Origin of the sequence: Paenibacillus sp. NPDC056722, assembly GCF_042790635.1 — a bacterium.
In the GTDB taxonomy this organism is placed as follows: Bacteria; Bacillota; Bacilli; order Paenibacillales; family Paenibacillaceae; genus Paenibacillus_AQ; species Paenibacillus_AQ agri.
In genome coordinates, this window is record NZ_JBHTYV010000015.1 from 89,841 (window position 1) to 106,563 (window position 16,723).

General features: G+C 51.8%; 16 protein-coding genes. 2 read left to right on the forward strand and 14 right to left on the reverse strand.

Going from position 1 to position 16,723, the window contains the following annotated elements; genetic code table 11:
• Window positions 1–3: 3 nt before the first annotated feature.
• Entirely contained in the window at window positions 4–912 is a 909-nt protein-coding gene (locus ACFRAM_RS25305) for a YhcN/YlaJ family sporulation lipoprotein (RefSeq protein WP_379469321.1), read from the reverse strand.
• 210 nt (window positions 913–1,122) lie between these two features.
• Here ACFRAM_RS25305 and ACFRAM_RS25310 point away from each other — a divergent pair, with 210 nt between their 5' ends.
• Complete coding sequence (locus tag ACFRAM_RS25310) at window positions 1,123–2,193, forward strand: glycosyltransferase (RefSeq protein ID WP_379469323.1); 1,071 nt, start codon at window positions 1,123–1,125, stop codon at window positions 2,191–2,193.
• A 110-nt stretch (window positions 2,194–2,303) separates the two neighbouring features.
• Here ACFRAM_RS25310 and ACFRAM_RS25315 read toward each other — a convergent pair whose 3' ends face one another.
• The 11 genes from ACFRAM_RS25315 to ACFRAM_RS25365 all read right to left on the reverse strand — a co-directional run bounded on the left by ACFRAM_RS25315 (window position 2,304) and on the right by ACFRAM_RS25365 (window position 12,935).
• Window positions 2,304–3,341, reverse strand: coding sequence for a glycosyltransferase family 4 protein (locus ACFRAM_RS25315; protein ID WP_379469325.1), 1,038 nt, complete (start codon window positions 3,339–3,341; stop codon window positions 2,304–2,306).
• Window positions 3,338–4,060: a glycosyltransferase family 2 protein gene (locus ACFRAM_RS25320; RefSeq protein ID WP_379469327.1), complete on the reverse strand. Its 723-nt coding sequence runs from the start codon at window positions 4,058–4,060 to the stop codon at window positions 3,338–3,340. Before ACFRAM_RS25320 ends, ACFRAM_RS25315 begins: the two co-directional genes overlap by 4 nt.
• A 145-nt stretch (window positions 4,061–4,205) precedes the next feature.
• Window positions 4,206–4,925, reverse strand: coding sequence for a glycosyltransferase (locus tag ACFRAM_RS25325; protein WP_379469329.1), 720 nt, complete (start codon window positions 4,923–4,925; stop codon window positions 4,206–4,208).
• Window positions 4,922–5,953, reverse strand: a complete 1,032-nt coding sequence (locus ACFRAM_RS25330) for an NAD-dependent epimerase/dehydratase family protein (protein WP_379469331.1) — start codon at window positions 5,951–5,953, stop codon at window positions 4,922–4,924. The genes ACFRAM_RS25325 and ACFRAM_RS25330 overlap by 4 nt, the downstream gene beginning before the upstream one ends.
• Complete coding sequence (locus ACFRAM_RS25335; RefSeq protein WP_379469333.1) at window positions 5,923–6,762, reverse strand: dTDP-4-dehydrorhamnose reductase family protein; 840 nt, start codon at window positions 6,760–6,762, stop codon at window positions 5,923–5,925. The genes ACFRAM_RS25330 and ACFRAM_RS25335 overlap by 31 nt, the downstream gene beginning before the upstream one ends.
• The gene (locus tag ACFRAM_RS25340; protein ID WP_379469335.1) at window positions 6,759–7,745 is read right to left on the reverse strand and encodes a polysaccharide biosynthesis protein; all 987 of its coding nucleotides are present in this window, start codon (window positions 7,743–7,745) and stop codon (window positions 6,759–6,761) included. Before ACFRAM_RS25340 ends, ACFRAM_RS25335 begins: the two co-directional genes overlap by 4 nt.
• Entirely contained in the window at window positions 7,735–8,829 is a 1,095-nt protein-coding gene (gene wecB / locus ACFRAM_RS25345; RefSeq protein WP_379469337.1) for a non-hydrolyzing UDP-N-acetylglucosamine 2-epimerase, read from the reverse strand. Before wecB ends, ACFRAM_RS25340 begins: the two co-directional genes overlap by 11 nt.
• Window positions 8,830–8,921: 92 nt before the next feature.
• Window positions 8,922–10,436 carry a glycosyltransferase gene (locus ACFRAM_RS25350; RefSeq protein WP_379469339.1) on the reverse strand — a complete coding sequence of 505 codons (1,515 nt, stop codon included), beginning with the start codon at window positions 10,434–10,436 and terminating at the stop codon, window positions 8,922–8,924.
• A gap of 55 nt (window positions 10,437–10,491) precedes the next feature.
• Window positions 10,492–10,689 carry a hypothetical protein gene (locus ACFRAM_RS25355; protein WP_379469341.1) on the reverse strand — a complete coding sequence of 66 codons (198 nt, stop codon included), beginning with the start codon at window positions 10,687–10,689 and terminating at the stop codon, window positions 10,492–10,494.
• On the reverse strand, window positions 10,682–11,815 hold the full coding sequence (locus ACFRAM_RS25360; RefSeq protein WP_379469343.1) for a CgeB family protein: 1,134 nt from the start codon (window positions 11,813–11,815) through the stop codon (window positions 10,682–10,684). Before ACFRAM_RS25360 ends, ACFRAM_RS25355 begins: the two co-directional genes overlap by 8 nt.
• Window positions 11,816–11,846: 31 nt before the next feature.
• Complete coding sequence (locus ACFRAM_RS25365; RefSeq protein ID WP_379469345.1) at window positions 11,847–12,935, reverse strand: CgeB family protein; 1,089 nt, start codon at window positions 12,933–12,935, stop codon at window positions 11,847–11,849.
• A 243-nt stretch (window positions 12,936–13,178) separates the two neighbouring features.
• On the opposite strand from ACFRAM_RS25365, the gene ACFRAM_RS25370 reads away from it, so the two are divergent.
• Entirely contained in the window at window positions 13,179–13,943 is a 765-nt protein-coding gene (locus ACFRAM_RS25370) for an AAA family ATPase (protein WP_379469347.1), read from the forward strand.
• Window positions 13,944–14,440: 497 nt separating this feature from the next.
• Here the strand turns inward: ACFRAM_RS25370 and ACFRAM_RS25375 are convergent, their stop codons facing one another.
• Window positions 14,441–15,583, reverse strand: coding sequence for a response regulator (locus ACFRAM_RS25375; protein WP_379469348.1), 1,143 nt, complete (start codon window positions 15,581–15,583; stop codon window positions 14,441–14,443).
• 45 nt (window positions 15,584–15,628) lie between these two features.
• Window positions 15,629–16,720 carry a response regulator gene (locus ACFRAM_RS25380; RefSeq protein ID WP_379469350.1) on the reverse strand — a complete coding sequence of 364 codons (1,092 nt, stop codon included), beginning with the start codon at window positions 16,718–16,720 and terminating at the stop codon, window positions 15,629–15,631.
• Window positions 16,721–16,723: the final 3 nt, after the last annotated feature.

Below are 16,723 nucleotides of genomic sequence, written 5' to 3' on the forward strand. Positions count from 1 at the left end.
GGGTTAGTGACTGCGGGTTGGGAAAATGCGCTCTACCATTGTACGGAATTCGTCGGCAAAGCCCTTTAGCGGGTGTCCGGCGCGCGCCTCTTCAGCATATACGTTAAAGCGTTCCACGAAATCCGGATTGGCGGATACATACACGGCATCGATATTCGGCGAGGTCTTTTTAATCTCGGCCGCGATCTTATCCTTGATCGCCTGAGTCACATTATCCTCCTCAAGCTTAGTGTTTCTGGCTGGTGTTGTTGTGTTTGTAGTACCAAGTCCCGTTATTCCACGGTCATTGTAAGACCCTGTACCTGTGCTTCGCATCCCGTAACCTCGGTTAGTGTTTACGCCTACACCCGCACCTGTTCCGCCGACGCCAGCCATATTGCGTCCTGTGCCAAGCGCACCGTTACCGGTACCTGTCATTCCATGGCCCGGGTTGTAAGTTCCTTTTGCACCAAGCCCAGGACTGTAGGCACTCCCACCCAGACCTGTTCCGCTGGTGCCGTACAGGCCGCCATCAGTATAGCCATTCGTTCTGCCATTCCCCAGTCCATGTGTTGTGGATGAAGAACGCGTCCCGTAACGCCCTGTTCCCAAGGCATTCGGCTGGGTAGTCGAACGGTCAAGGGTTACAGCAACGTATGCTGACCTGCCGGCAAGCATAACATTGGCGGAGCGAACTTCCGGCAAGGAAGCTACACGGTCAGCCAGCTTTTGACTCATTTCTAATTTGTCGTAGTTGCGGATTTGGTTCCCTCCGCGCACCGAATTCACGGACAGCCTGCCATCATGTGTTCCCCGGACACTTTTCGTATGAACCGTGTTTCCTGCCGTGTTGTTGGCACCACACCCGGTAAGACTGACCATACCGAGCAGCAATGCGGCGGAAACGGACATGCTGATTTTAGATCGCAACATGAATTCATCCTCCATCTCTAAATGTAATGGGTGTCCAATGTAACAATCGTTAGGATGGCTTGAATTCGGCCAGGCTATGCTGAAAGGATTTGGTACTACAGGCTTTCACCGTCACCCGCCGGGGAACAGCCGCGTATCTTATAAACAGTAGCTTATCTTTTCGAGAAGGGTCCGACGATACCGTTACAAAATAGTCAGGAGGGGTGAGCGTTGAAGGTTTTATTTACGTTTTATGTACCCAGCGGAGGGGTCGAAACACTGAACAAGCTGAGATGCGAGAGCTTGCAGCGGAGCGGAATTGAATGCCATCTGCTGTATCTCATGCCGGGATCAGGCGAGGATAACGGAGCAGCCTTTCCGACGTTTATCGGTTCCACGGATGAAGAAATCACTAAAATTATCAGATCCAATTATTATGATGCCATTATCGTAACATCAGACTTTGCCCTCTTGGAACGACTCCGCATGCTCGGTTATAGAGGAATCCTCATTTATGAGGCCCAGGGATTGGGAAAAAGACATGAAGCAGAGGAATTGATTAAAGTAGCTGTCCCCTTTCTACAGTCCTTCTGTAATGCGATTTTGATCCCCCCCACAGATCATTTAATGGAGCTGTTCATGCAAATCTGCCCATGGATGCAGCGCTTTGTCATTCCAAACCTTGTCGATGTAAACACCTTCAAGCATATTCCAAATGATCCGCCAGTCGACCCGGTCATTGCCTGGGTAGGCCGGCTGGAGAGCAACAAGAATTGGCGCGAATATCTGGAGATCGCCTATCAACTCCGGATCCATAAGCCAAATCTGCATCTTTGGATGTTCCATGATCCCGCCTTGGCCGGAGTGGGAGAGCAAGAGAAATTTGACGTGATGCTTCAGCTACTGGGATTGCAAGACCGGCTTAGTGTATTTACCAATATCCCCAACGGGGTCATGCCGGTGTACTATTCCTCCATTGTTAATTCCGGGGGCTTCCTCCTGTCTACCTCGGTTACCGAAGGCTTCGGATATGCCGTTGCGGAAGCCGTCTGCTGTACCTGCCCTGTGCTCAGTACAGATTCTGACGGTGTCCGTTCCTTTATCGTGCATAACCGGACCGGGAAGTTCTATCCGCTGGGTGATGTCGACACCGCGGTCACCGAAGCGCTGGAGCTGATGGATAACAACAAGCTGCGAAGCCGCATCCGCAAACAGGGCAGAGACCATATGGTCGCCAGCTTCGGTTCGGGACAATACAGCCAGTCCTTTCGCGAGATGCTGAACTCCTTCTCCATTTTTTAAATCCTCAAAGCCGCATCCAATACGCTATATCCAGCTTAAAGAACCCTCATTCCACAGACGCGGGATTGAAGGTTCTTTTTATATGCCTCAGGCAAAGAATTGACGTTTCGTTATTGTGACACAATCTCAAGTAGCTCACGCTGTAATATTTCAGCACTCTGCTGCCAGGTGAAACGCTGCGAATCCTGTTCACCTCTAAGGGCAAGCTTATTACGTAATTCCGGCTCCTCAATTAGTCTCAGCACATCCTCAGCCAACTTGTTTTCATAACGGTAGGACATCAGACAGTTCTCGCCAGGGCTGCAATATTCCATGTTCCCGCCCGCATAGGTGGTTACGAGCGCCGCACCGCAGCGCATGGCTTCTAGCCCGGGCAGAGAGCCGGCATCATGCGTGCTGGCACTGACGAAAATGTCGCTCTCATTATAATGGTAGCAGAGCTCCGCATCATTGGCGGGTGTACGAATATGGTAGCCCGGATCACGCAGGAATTCTTGCAGCGTCGCTGACTCGGCAAATTCACGCGGCGGGATAATCAGGTAGATATCCACCTCGGGGTGGCACTCCTTCACCTTGTTCAACTGCCGGATCAGATAAGCCTGCTCGCGGTGGTCGGAGAACCCCCCTTCAGGCTTGCGTAAGATCGTGGAAACAATGAGCCGTCTACCTCCCTGACTGCGGAGTTTCATATTATAGAAGTCAGGGTTCACACCAATGGGCACAATCCGGCCTTTGATACCATGGACCAGATGCACCAGGCTTTGCTGCCAATTGGAGAGGACGAAGAGGTTACTCGTCACGCTGTAGGAGGCGAAGGACGCGTTATTATCCGGCAAAAAAGTAGGTTCATAGCAGAGCGTCAGCCGGGTGTGAATGCCTTTGCCCGCTTCGCTGGCCTGCTGCGATACTGCCACGGTGCTGTAATAATTAGAGACAATAACATCACTGAAGGGGAAATCAGCAGCGCTGATGCCCACCGGACCCGAGGAGTGAATGATTTTGCATATCATAGGATATTCCACAATCCCGTTTCGGGCCATAAGGACCGTCACATCATGACCGAACTCAGCCAGACGGTTGGCGAGTTCAGCCAGCATCCGTTGTGCCCCGCCTTTGGACAAGGTCAGAATCGGAAACGTCAGCTTCATTTACTGTCCTCCTTCCGCAGCAAACGCAGAATCTGCATGCGATACTTGGCCTGTAGCCTTTTAATTTCCCGACGTTGCGCTTCACTGTGAACCACAGAGCCCATAGCCTCATGCACCCTGTAATTGAGCAACGGCGTTTCAATGAAAGACCATTCATAATAAGGCAGCAGCCGGAGCCATAACTCATAGTCATGAGTATACAAATATGCCTCATTGAACAGCCCCAGCTTACGAAAAATGTCCATATCCAGCAGCACCGTACTGCCATTCACAGTACAACCTGTCATCATCGTCTCCAGCAAATGCTTTTTGCTGACAAACGGGGAACTCACCGCTTCGCTCATCCGTTCTCCCCGTTCATTGATACAATAATAGGCCGTATGGTTAAAAGACAGACCGGAGCTTCGCAGCATTTCCAGCTGTCTTCTGATTTTGTCAGGGTGAAAAATATCATCAGCACTGAGCCAGGCAAAAAAGCCTCCGGTTGCCGCCTTAATGCCCTGATTCAGCGCCGAAGCTGTGCCACCGTTCTCCTTACGGATATATAAAATACTATCCATATAAGGCGCAAGCTTCTCTACATGGACCGTAGAACCGTCGTCAACGACGATAATCTCAATGTCGGTATAACTCTGAACCAGAACGCTCTCCAGCGCTTGATCCACATAAGGACAATTGTAAAAGGGAATGACTACCGAAACCCTGGATTTATTATTCATGTGCTCACCTCCTCCACCTTAAACGTACGGCCTCCGTAGAATCTGTGCCGTCCCTTAAAGGAGACCCGCGCAGGCGGAGGACGCTGCACGGGTCATATAGTCCTCCAGGAATCTCCCGATAATTAGTCCTGTCCTTCTCTTATAATTAGCCTCCCATAGAGGAGATCAGTTCACGGAGTGGAGCTTGATAGCGATTGGTGGTCACAGCCACTTCGGCCAAAATGGCATCGTAATGTTTCATCGTGCCCATGCCATCATGCTGACGATAAGCGGTCAGGGATTGATTCAGCAGCACCGGAGGATAGCCATTGAGTATTGCCCGGAACCACAAGTCATAGTCGTGGGTGAAGGGCAACGATTCATCGAAGTAACCAATGGCTCCAAACAATTCTCTCTTGATCATGATCGTACAGCCATTTACAGGATTGCCCTGAAGGAAGCAGCGGAGATACGCAAGGTGGTCTGGAAATACCGCTGCCGCATCCAGCTTAATCAATTGGGATTGTCCGTTAATATAATTGAAATTAGTATAGGAGATCAGCAAGTTGTTCTGTTCCATGTACAGAACCTGATTTCTGATTTTGTCATGATAGAACAAGTCATCTGAACTCAGCCAGACAATATAATCACCCGTAGCTTGCCGAATACCGTGATTCAGCGCGGTGGCCGTTCCCCCGTTGCTCTTTCCCAGATAGTGAATGTAAGGGAGATACGGAGTAATCCGCTCCTGATGGATCGTCGAACCATCGTCTACGAGAATGATTTCATAGGGCTGCCAGGATTGTGACAATGCGCTTTGCAGCGCCTGTTCAATATAAGGACAATTATAAAAAGGGATAATGACTGACACTTTCGGATTGTTCATACTAATCCTCCTTCCCTGCTGGTTCGATAATGGACCAGGATATCGGTGAGCGAGGTCTCCAGACCGATCTCCGGCTTCCATCCTAACGTGGCTACATTCACTTCTGGTGTAGCCTGGACATCAGGGACAATTGCCCCGGAATCCTCTCGTTGCGTCTGATCCAGCGCGTTCAGCGCGTTCTGCTCCTGTGCTTCACTGGCTTCTGGGCCCCAGTCCAACGGCACCGCTACTGCCGAGCGGCTGACCAGATGCTCCGCGATCTCGCCCAGGGAACGCTGGCGGCCGGAATCGATCTTATATACCGTTCCTGTCTCTCCTTTATTCAAAATCACACTGTAAGCCTTGACCGCATCACGTACATCCAGAAAGTCACGAAGGTCATACCGGGAAGAAAGCTTGAACAGGGGCGGCTTCCCCCCTGCTTCCAGATTGACAATATACCGGGTCAATAATGAGCAAAACCCGGTGGAGGGACCGGGGCCAATCAGATTACAGGGTTCAGCCATTAGCACCGGTTGCCGGAACAAGGTTCCCCAGGCCAGTGACGCCAGTTCCTCCAATGTTTTGCTGAGACTGTAAGGATGCGGCGGTCCGGCCGCCGTGCCTGCCTTAAACTTGAGACGCGAGCCTGCCACCAGAATTCGGCTTTGAGGCAGGCTCCGCAAGGCTTCCAGAAGGTAGAGAGTGGCCATTACATTGCTTTCTATATATAGCAGCGGGTCACGCCAGGATTCCGGCACCGAATTTTTGCCCGCGAGATGCAAAACCTCATCCGGTGCGACCATCTGGATCATTTCATTAACAGCTTTCCTGTCGCTCAAATCGCAGTAATGCACCTGAACGCCTTCCGGGAATATGGGGGCAGCTCCCCTGGAGCCCCCATCATTCCCGGGGCGGCGCAACACTGCCGTGACCTGCGCTCCCTCTGCCGCGAAGCTGCGAACTGCATGGCGTCCAGTAAATCCCCCTGCTCCGGTGATAAGCAATCTGCGCCCGTTCATAGGGTCGCTTCCGGCGGATTCATCCACTCCGCAAGCTCCGCCAGCATCACTGAATACGTCGGGAAATCCCAGCTGAAGTCAGGTCTTGTGCTTAGCAGTGTACGGTCCTGCACGTACATATCTTCAAGAACAATCTCCACATCCCGCTTGTCAAAAGCTTTACGAATCTGCTGCAGCAGTTGGTATTTGCTTAGCGGCTGAGGGTGGGCAAGATGGATAAGACCAGAAACAGTAGAATCCAGCAAAGAATCTATGGCTTTAGCCAGCTCCAGGGTGGTCACCCCGTTCCACATTACCCGGCTATAACCCGAGACCTGGCCCGTCTGGGCCAGGAACCACTCTAGTAATCCAATCCCGCCGGAGCGGATTTCGGGCCCGATAATAGACGTACGAATGGTCAAATGCCCCGGTTCACGCACCTCACCAAGACTTTTGGTAATCGCGTATACTGAAGTCCCGTCCGGAGTGTCGTCCTCGGCATAACCGCCGCGTGTTCCTTCGAACACGCAGTCGGTGCTGATATGAATCAGCCGCGCATGAACCTCATCCGCCACACGCCGCAGGCGGTGTGGCAGAAACCCGTTCACATGGTAAGCTCCGATTCTGTCACGCTCTGCAAACTGGTTAAGCACCCCCATGGCATTGATAATACAATGAGGGGAGACGATATCGACCAGATTTTCTACCCCGGCGATATCGTCGGCATCCACATACAGCCCGCTGAGATCTTGTTTATCCCGGGTTGTATAGAAGACGCTGTGCTTGCCCTGACGGCGAAAATAATTCACGAGCATATGCCCTGCCATACCGTTTCCACCGAGGATAAGCAGCTTCATTGGAGAAAACCTCCCCGGATCAAAATGTCCTTGATCTCATCCTGTTCCATCAGATTGGTCTCGGAGCTGAAGCTATTAAAGGAGACATGCGGGTAACGGCTGTAATGCTCTTTCAGTTCCGGCATATCCAGCGTTGGCAAAATCACCAGATACTGTTCGTCATAGACTACTGTTGTCATACTTTCAAAGTCACTCATGAGGATTTCATGGATCTTCTCACCAGGCCGGATGCCTGTTTCAACAATGCTGACATCCTCTTTCCCGGAAGCCTCAATCAGTACCTCAGCCAGATCGACGATCCGGCAGGTCGGCATGGTCATGACAAAGATTTCACCGCCGACACTGACTTCCGAAGCTTTGAACAGCAGCGTAATAGCATCGCGCAGAGTCAGGAAGAAACGCGTCATGCCCATATCTGTAATGCGCACCTGTCCTTTATCCTTAATCTGCTTCATGAACAGATGCACAACACTGCCGTTCGTGCCAAGCACGTTGCCACCACGTACCGTTACGAACCGTGTGTTTGAACCAAGCAGGTTGGCATACACGATCAGCTTCTCCCCAATCGCTTTCGTCATTCCGTAGAAGTTGGACGGGTTGGCCGCTTTGTCTGTAGAAATATAGATGACTTTCTCCACATGGTTCGTAATCGCCGACTCAATCACATTCTGTGTGCCGACTACATTGGTCTTCAAAGCTTCATAGGGTTGATCTTCACAGACCGGAACATGCTTCAGTGCTGCCAGGTGAAATACATAGTCGATCCCCCGGCAGGCCGCGGTAAGGGCATCCTTATCGCGGATATCGCCAATAGTGAAGCTGAGACGATCATCCTCAAACTCGCGGCTCATCGCTACCTGGGCTGACTCGCTGCGGGAGAATACTATGATTTCGCGCGGATTTTGCGGCAACAGCTGCCGGATCAGTTCATGCCCCCAGGAACCGGTGCCGCCGGTGACCAGAATCCGTTTATTATTGAACATGCAGGTTCCCTCCAAGCAAAAATTTGACTACTTTAGCCGAGACATCCGGGGCTTTATAGCCTTCCGGTGCCTCCCATTCCCGGTGAAGCGAGGTCATCAGCTTGACGCAGCGCAGAATGCTGTCCCGATTCACCCCGGACACCACATTGCTTCCGCAATCCACCGTCTCCGGGCGCTCAGTGGTTTTGCGAATGGTAACGGCCGGTACCCCCATCAGGCAGCATTCCTCCTGAACCGTGCCGCTATCGCTGATTGCACACAACGCATGCCGCTCCAAATGAACAAAATCAAAAAATCCGAAAGGCTCATGAAATTCAACTAGTGGGTGCATGGATAACGAGAGCTGCTCTGTAAGCCTAGAGCGTGTGCGGGGATGGATGCTGCAGATCAGGCGAATTCCAAAATGCTCGGCAACTTCATTCAGACCAGACATAATTTGTTCAAGCGAGTGAGGATCGTCAACATTCTCAGCCCGGTGAGCCGTAACCAGGAAATACTGACTAGGCGTAAGGCTTAAACGGTCTAGAATATCACTCCCGCCAATCTGGGCTTCATAATGTGTCATCACTTCATGGATCGGATTTCCGGTCAGCACGATCCGGTTCGTGGGGAAACCTTCACTGACAAGATGTCTTTTACTCTGCTGTGTATAAGGCATATTAATGGTGGAAACCGCATCGATGACACGGCGGTTTTTCTCTTCGGGCACATTCAAATCGTAGCAACGATTTCCCGCCTCCATATGCACCACCGGAATTCCCATGCGCTCAGCCAGAATCGCACACAATGCGCTGTTGGTATCACCAAGCAGCAGAATACGGTCCGGCTGTTCCTTCCGCAGAATCGGCTCCAATCCGCCAAACATAGCAGCCATTTGTCCACCAAGCCCTGCCTGCTTATCCTGCAGCACATAATCCGGTGCCCGCAGGCCCAGTTCTGCAAAGAAGATGCCGCTGAGGCTGGAGGTAAAGTTCTGGCCGGTATGCACCAGTACATGTCGCTCCGCGTGCTCATCGAGCAGCGGAATGATTACGCTGAGACGGATAATTTCGGGCCGTGTGCCCAAGATCGTCATGATCTTCATGAGTTCACTCCCCTGCTTTGTGTATAATTCCGTTCCGGCCGCCAAGGATCTGAAGCGGCCGGCCGGAGAGACCGCGCTTCCCCTGGCGCGGCCTACGCCGCCTTGCGGCGGCCCTTGGTCCGGCGGGCGCTGCTGCGGCGTTTGCCGCCGGGACGCTTGCCGCCGGACCGCTTCCGCCGGGCGGCGGGTTTTGACCGCCGCTTGCGGGACGCGCGGCGAATGGCGGACGGGCGCCCTCGCCGGCGCGCCCGGTCCTTGGCGCGGCGCAGACGGCCGCGCCGGATCTTGTTGCGCCGCAGCCGGGACGCGCGGCGCGAAGTTCCCCGCCGCGGCTCGGCGGCGGCGGGAGGCTCGCTTTCGCCCGGGACTGCAGGTCCGGGCGGAGGCACCGCTGCGACGGGGATCGCAGCCGGCGGCGAACTGCAATAGCGGAGGTTCCACCTCTCCGCGAGTCCATGCAGGCGCATGCGGTACGCCGCCGGGCCATAGGCGGCCTCGGCCAGCTCGCGCGCCCTGCTCCCTATGGCGGCGGCATGACCAGGCTCCGCCAACAGCGCTTTTACCGCATCAGCCAGTGCCACGGTATTCTCTACCGGGACCAGATAATCACCACAGCCCCCAGCTTGCAGAATCTCCTGCAGTCCTCCGGAAGCATAGGCCACGACAGGTTTACCGAAGGACATTCCCTCCAGGGCTGTCATCCCGAAGCCCTCACGGATGAGACTGGGTACAACGAGTACATCCATCGCACAATAAGCTGCCGGCAGGCAATTCTCATAGCCAACAAATTGGAAGCGGGAGTGAAGGCCCTCCATTTTCACCTTACGGACACAGCGGTCATAGAAGCTCTTATCCCCTGGTGTCCCGATGACGAGAAACTTGGCATCCCGTTGTGCGGCCGCTACGATTACCGCCATATCTACGAAATGTTCCAGTCCCTTTTCCTTATTAATGAAGGAAGATATATAGCCGACCAGCTTCTGGTGCGGCTGTACCCGCAGCTCCAGTCTCCGTTCGCCCCGCAGCTTGCTCCAGGATGCTGCCATCATCTCCTCATCATTCCATGACGGGGGAAGCAGCGTGACCTTGTCGACCATCATCTCGTGGGGAAAACAGGCTGCCGCCGTATGCGAGATAGCCAGGATCTCGTCACTGTTGCGGTGTATCAGATCGACACTGATTCCTGTATATTCATTGTCCGTTATGGCCTCCGAGATTTTCCATACTACGGGAATGCCTAGCGACTTGGCGGCCATGGCCGGGAGTACATGCACACAGGTGCTGGTGATGATAAAAGCCGGACGCAGAACGACCAGCCAGTCGGTTAGCTCCCGATATTCTCTGCTCTCCTGCAGCTGACGGGCATCGGCTGGAAGGCCTGCATACGGAGTGTACATTCCATACAAAAGAGGGATCGGCATAAGCTGTACGTTCAGCCCAAAGCTCCGAGCCTGCCTGGTCAACTTCCCTTCATGCGGCGCAACCAGGATGCAGTCAAAAAAACGGGACAGCTCACGGCCGAAGAAGAGCAGCAGCTTCTCCGCACCGGTAATGCTTCGTGTATTGGAGACATGAGAAAAAAGGACGATTGTAGCTTTGTCGGCCATGGCGTCTTGGCGCTCCTTTACCCAAGGCTGGGAGCGGCCATTCACCTCCTAAAAGTTATCCGGAGTCCGGCCAACGTTCTTCCATTGACCGGGCCCTTCCCTGTACAACAATATCCATCAGCCAGGCTATTCCTTCAGAGGCAAATGCTGAATCCGGTGATTCAGTATATTGATAAAAATCTACTCCCGGCACCGGCATTTGTTCACCCGGCAAAAGCACATTCCTGTCCTTCGCCTGACTTCGCTCAGCCATAGATAATAGTCAGCAATTGATTTAGACGTTTGGTGTACGTGTGCTCCTTCAGCGTCCGCTCATAGGCACGGAGTACAATTTCGCGGCGCTCTTCTTCATGCGTAAGGTAGAAGCGAATTTTGTCCATCATTTCCCGCGGGCTGGCGAAGGTCTCGATCTCTTCACCCGGCTTATAAAAGTTCCCCATGTCATCCCTGGCATCGCAGAGCTGCAGCGTACCACTTGCGGAAATTTCAAAGGTGCGCGGGTTCGGAGAAACGGCCGTAATACCCAGTGAATTGTTGTTGACATCCTCATCGATATGTGATCGATGCAGGTTGATGACGATTTTGGAGCCGCTGTAAGTAAGCGCTGTTTCCTGCGGGGACATCCACTTCCCGATCTCAATCCGATCGCCATACTGCGGAGCCTCCGGCAAACGGTCCCACCAGATTCCGTTGATGACCGTGTTGTACTTCATTAAATCAGGCAGGAGTTCACGGAAGAAGTTGACCCGGTTCCAGTAAGCGGAGCCGATAAAGCTGATATCGCGCTGGATCGGTGAGCGTGTCGTGGTCGGATGATAATGCTCCCGGTGGACAGCGAATGGCAGATAATGAACCTGCTGGCAGCCCAGTCCTTTGTAGAAATCAATGCAATTGCGCTCCAAAGTAAATACGTAGTCGTAATGCAGTACGATTTTCAAAGTAAAGTCCGTGTAATAAGGATCATCTGTGAGCCAGATGGCCGTGCGGATACCGTAGCCTCTCAGCACGTTAATCTGCTCCAGTGGCAGGTCCATGCCGTCCAAGACTAACACCAGATCCGGGTGATTTGCCCCTGCCAGCTCCACCAAGTTCTGACGAACATCTGTCACTGTTACCCGGGTGGCCAGCTTTTGCAGAGCCGCAACTACGGCTTCGTCCAGAGGAGAGTAAGGATAACCCTTGCCTGAGGCTACATACATAACGTGAATATCGCGCACAGGAAGCGGTTCCTCCGGTCTACCGTGGAGAATTGCCAGCCGGCCTCGCAGATACCCTTCGTCATGCCCTGTCTTGAAGCCGGTTAACCGTCCCCGCAGTTTTTCTTTTTCCGAAGGTGTAAGAGGCAGCGGGGGGGTAGGGAGTACAAAATTATTGCTCATCAGCTTCTCGCTCCTTTATTCATAACTAGATTTATTTTCGCGGGGCAATGACATCCAGCAGTTGCGGCAGGCGGGCAGTAAACGTATGATTTCGCAGCGTGGTATGCAGTCCGCGTAACGCAATTTGGCGGCGTTCTTCTTCATGATGCAGATAATAGTCCATCTTTCGTTTCAGTTCCTCTGCGGAACTGAACGTTTCAATGTCATAGCCAGGGCTATAAAAGCGCCCCAGATCCTCCCGGACATCCGTCAGTTGCATCGTTCCGCAGGCACTGATCTCATAGGTGCGCGGATTGATAGACCGGGAAGGAAGCTGATGGGTATTGCGATTATCCTGTCCGTTCTCCCACGGTCGGTGAATATTGATGACAAGTTTAGCACCACTGTAATAATTTGCAGTTTCTGCGGGTGGGATAAACCCGTCCCTAATGAACGGGGCCAATTGATCATAACGGCCCAGCCGTTCCCAGAATCCTCCTGCAATCAATACCTTCTTCGTGCTCAGATAAGGAGCCAACTGGTCGAACAGTTCTGTCCGGTTGCGGAAGGCATTACCGATGAATACGATATCGTATTTGTACTGAGGCCCGGTGCGGCGGGGATGGAACATGCCGGTGTTCACACACAAGGGCACATAATGTACAGATGCCGCTCCAAAGGAACGATAAAATTCCACAGCACCCAGTTCATGCGTAAAGACATGGTCGTAATGCCGCCAAATGACCGCGGTGTCCTCTGTAAAATAAGGATCATCCACGAACCAGATCGCCGCTGTAATGCCCAGCCCCCGTATGGCAGCAATCTGTTCCAGATGGTTCTCCGGAAACACATGCAGCCCGTTCATGACAAGCACCGCTTCCGGTCGTTCCCGAACGGCGGTTTCATACATAGCTTCAGGCGTACTAACCACCAATTCGCTGACGAGCTGCTGCAAAGCTTCCTTCACACCGGTATCAATGGCTTCGAAACCCTGAGGTACATACATGAGTTTAAATGGCCGGCATGCCTCCGCTTTCGGCGGGTTTAAGCCTTGCACGGCCTGGCATAACCCTAGACGGTATCCCTCGTGGTAACCATCGAGGTATTCGGGGTTATGCGCCTTTCTAATTTTAGCTGTCACGGCCTTCACCCTGCCCTGTCGTATTCTCAAGACAGTGTACTATATGCGGAGTCAGCACCCGCCTCATGGACATCTGTCTGTAGCACGCATAAATTGGCAGATGCCCCCTGTCTTTCGCCCGGCTTGGCACACACCAATGCAGAATGTATCCACTCCTGCCAAACTGCTATAATAAAGGGATTATCAGGTTCGGGAGAAATACTGTGCTGCCGCCTGATTCGACCTATGGGGAGGTAATCATGCATGTATAACGCCAATACCACGCTGTATTTACGACACGCGGAGCTGCTGCGGGATAAAGTTCCCTCTTTCGGCTCTTACCCCTTCAATTTGCCAGCCGTACGTGATCTGGAGCGTCTTGTGTTTGAGAAACAAGTTACCTTTCTGGTAGGGGAAAACGGGACGGGAAAATCAACACTGCTGGAAGGTATCGCTTCTGCCTGGGGCTTTAATCCCGAAGGTGGAACCCTGAACTTTTCGTTCAACACCCGTGCTTCGCATTCGTCGCTCTACGAGTTTTTCAGAATTGCCCGCGGCGTCCGGCGTCCTAAAGACGGGTTCTTCCTGCGGGCGGAGAGCTACTATAATGTCGCTTCGTATATAGATGAATTGGACGAGCAACAGGCTCCCTCGCCGCAGATCAAAGATTCGTATGGTGGTAAGTCACTGCATGAGCAATCCCATGGCGAGTCTTTTTTCGCTACATTTGTTCATCGCTTCGGCGGCCGTGGCCTTTACATCCTCGATGAGCCGGAAGCTGCACTTTCTCCGGTACGCCAAATGTCACTAATAGCACGGATGCATGAGCTGGTGAAGCTGAACTCGCAGTTTATTATCGCGACCCACTCTCCGATTTTGATGTCCTATCCCGGCGCGGATATCTTTCAGTTGGAAAGTGAGGGAATGCGCAAGGTCACGCTGGAGGAGACTGAACATTTCACTGTTACCAAAGCATTCATGAATGACCGCGAGAAAATGCTGCGGGAACTGCTCGTGGATGATGAGTAAGTTTTTTAGACAGGTAGAGTTTAAAAGCTCCTGAGGGGCTTAAAGCGAGAAATGATAGATTGTTATATAAGACGAACTTAAGATCCAAACTTATGTAAGACGTACTTAAGATCTCAATTTATAAACCAAACGCAAGGCTTGATCGTTACTTCAGTGGAGTATCTGGACTTCTAGCCGCTTATATTTCCCCAAGTGTAATTAACGGCATTATTGTACTCTAAATACTCTGCAGCTAAACTTCAGTGGTAATTAAATGCAAAATTGTACGTTAATTCTTCCACAATAGGCCTTTCAGCGTACTTTCTTAAAAAATAAGCTACGATAATGCACTTATATGCCTTATTTATTTATATTTCATAAAATTAAGGTACAAAAATGCTGTTAGTTGCGGAGATAGTGCCATTTTTGTAAAGAAATACCCCCTGGAGGAAGTCAGCTCGGAAACTTCCTCTAGGGGGTATTTCGTATTTCTGAATTCTACTATAAGACTGCCACAGTTACTGGCCGCTCAAATAAGCATCCACCCATCTCTTCATTTCCTGTGGTGGCCCGAGTCCCAATTCTTTGCGGTATTGCTCCTCAAAACCTGCATAGTGCTTCACAACACGCTCCGGCTTGCCACTTGCCGCATATACCTCCAGCAACAACAGATGCATATCTTCCTCAAGCGGGTAGACCAACAGGCCTGCTTCTAGGCGCTGCTCCGCCTGAGCCCAGTCCTTTCTAGCCATTTGGCGCCGTACCAGTTGATAGAGTAGTACCTTGTACTGCTTGGCGCAGCCTTCCTCCAATTTTACCTTCCAGAGGTAATCCTTCCGATCGAGCAGGCTGCCCCGGTAAAGATCGCATAAGGTCTCCAGCGAGGTCACATCCTCCGTAGCATCAGCCAAAGCAGGGCTGCTCCGCTGCATTTCCAGCAGGTCATAGGAGACCTGCAAGGTCTCCAGAAAATATCCGTCTCCGGTTTTGACAATATTCATGCCGATGTCCTGTTCCTTCAGCAGCTTCCTCAAGCGGTACACTGTATTGTGCAGATTATGTGTCGCACGCTCCTCATCCATATCTGGCCATAGCACATTCATTAGATGCCACTTATTGGATTCCTGATTGGGATAACATAGTAAATAAGCAAACAGCTCTTCCGTTTTCCGTGCGGGCCAATGGATAAGCTCCCCCTTCGGGTTCCGAACCTCGAAGCCTCCGAAGCAGCGGATGAAGGCCTTCGGGACGGAAGTGGATATGGCCCCAGACGAAGCTGAGCGCCCGGCGTCTTTTATCAGCCGGTCTGTAATCCGCTCGATAGCAGCGGGGGTAACCGGCTTCAGAATATAATCAAAGGCGAAGACATTGAAAGCCTCAAGCGCATACTCCTTGTAGGCTGTTGTAAATACAATTCGCGTATTTCCGCAGCACGCATCAATCCTGCGAGCCAGTTCCAGACCGGAGAGCCTCGGCATCTCCACATCCAGAAACACAATGTCCGGCTGAAGATCGGGCAGGCTGGTCAAAGCATCCATAGGATTGCTGAACGCGCCGGTAATGTGACAATGCGGATTCCTGCCTACTACTACCTTCATCAACTCCAGAATCGGCTTTTCATCTTCCACAATGACTACAGTAAACGTCCTTCCTTCTTCCATTCCATCGCTCCTTTCTTGGGTACTGACGGTCAACCTCTGATCGTCTTATTGCAATTTCAGTTCTGCCAATGCTTCAGCTCCAAATTCCTGGCTGTAAGCCTCCAAATATTGTTGGTGAAGTCGGCTGATCTTTTCTTTTTTCCCGCGTTGTTCATACATGTCTATCAAAAGCACATGCATTTTCTCTTGTAGCGGATACATAGACAGGTAGCCTTCCAGCAGATCCTCTGCCTGATCCCAGTGCCCAGAAGCAATCCTCCGTTCAACGAGATCACCAATCAGCACGGTGTACTGCTTAAAATATGCCTCTTCCAGGGCAGCTTTCCATAGATATGGCTTGTTGTCCAGCAGCGGTCCCTGATACAAGGAACAAAGGTGCTCTGCTTGCCCCTTGTTGAGCTTCTCTTTGCTCTCACTGCTTTTAGCCTGATCAAACGCCAGTACATCGTAAACGACATCACCGATATCCAGCATGTATCTGTCATTGAGCTTCTTGATTTCCATACCAAAGTTATTTTCCCTTAGCATCTTCCTTAAGAGGTACAGCGTATTGTAAAAATTGGACAAGCTCTGCTTTTCGGTCATCTCCGGCCAAAGCAAGTCAAGCAGCCTCCATTTGCTGATATAGGTAGCCGGATGACATAGGAAGTATGCTAATAACTCCTCTGCTCTTCGGGTACGAAAATGTAGCGGTTTTCCCATAGCATCCCGAATCTCAAATTCACCAAAGCAGCGGATCGCCGCCCTCTTTTTCTGAAAACTCTCGTTATTAGGCACACGCTTGTGATTCAGACGCTCCTGCACTCGATTAATTGACTCTGGCGTCACAGGCTTGAGAATATAATCCAGGGCTTGTACCTCGAACGCCTCCAGGGCATAGTCCTTATAGGCTGTTGTGAATACGATTTGTGTCTGCGGCATTAACGCATAAATTCGGTTGGCTAATTCGATCCCGTTTAACCTCGGCATTTCAACATCTATAAACACCACATCCGGCTTCAATTCCGGCAACCGCTCCAGCGCCTCCAGTGGATGGATGAATGCACCGGCAATGATGAAATGGCGATCTCGACTAATCATGACCTTCATCAATTCAAGAATGGGCTGCTCATCCTCAACAATTACCGCACGAAACATGCT

Coding starts and splice junctions, on each gene's coding strand:
- wecB (WP_379469337.1), bottom strand. CDS start 8,829: ATGAAGATCATGACGATCTTGGGCACACGGCCCGAAATTATCCGTCTC.
- ACFRAM_RS25350 (WP_379469339.1), bottom strand. CDS start 10,436: ATGGCCGACAAAGCTACAATCGTCCTTTTTTCTCATGTCTCCAATACA.
- ACFRAM_RS25340 (WP_379469335.1), bottom strand. CDS start 7,745: ATGTTCAATAATAAACGGATTCTGGTCACCGGCGGCACCGGTTCCTGG.
- ACFRAM_RS25320 (WP_379469327.1), bottom strand. CDS start 4,060: ATGAATAATAAATCCAGGGTTTCGGTAGTCATTCCCTTTTACAATTGT.
- ACFRAM_RS25315 (WP_379469325.1), bottom strand. CDS start 3,341: ATGAAGCTGACGTTTCCGATTCTGACCTTGTCCAAAGGCGGGGCACAA.
- ACFRAM_RS25335 (WP_379469333.1), bottom strand. CDS start 6,762: ATGAAGCTGCTTATCCTCGGTGGAAACGGTATGGCAGGGCATATGCTC.
- ACFRAM_RS25305 (WP_379469321.1), bottom strand. CDS start 912: ATGTTGCGATCTAAAATCAGCATGTCCGTTTCCGCCGCATTGCTGCTC.
- ACFRAM_RS25375 (WP_379469348.1), bottom strand. CDS start 15,583: ATGGAAGAAGGAAGGACGTTTACTGTAGTCATTGTGGAAGATGAAAAG.
- ACFRAM_RS25380 (WP_379469350.1), bottom strand. CDS start 16,720: ATGTTTCGTGCGGTAATTGTTGAGGATGAGCAGCCCATTCTTGAATTG.
- ACFRAM_RS25355 (WP_379469341.1), bottom strand. CDS start 10,689: ATGGCTGAGCGAAGTCAGGCGAAGGACAGGAATGTGCTTTTGCCGGGT.
- ACFRAM_RS25325 (WP_379469329.1), bottom strand. CDS start 4,925: ATGAACAATCCGAAAGTGTCAGTCATTATCCCTTTTTATAATTGTCCT.
- ACFRAM_RS25370 (WP_379469347.1), top strand. CDS start 13,179: ATGTATAACGCCAATACCACGCTGTATTTACGACACGCGGAGCTGCTG.
- ACFRAM_RS25360 (WP_379469343.1), bottom strand. CDS start 11,815: ATGAGCAATAATTTTGTACTCCCTACCCCCCCGCTGCCTCTTACACCT.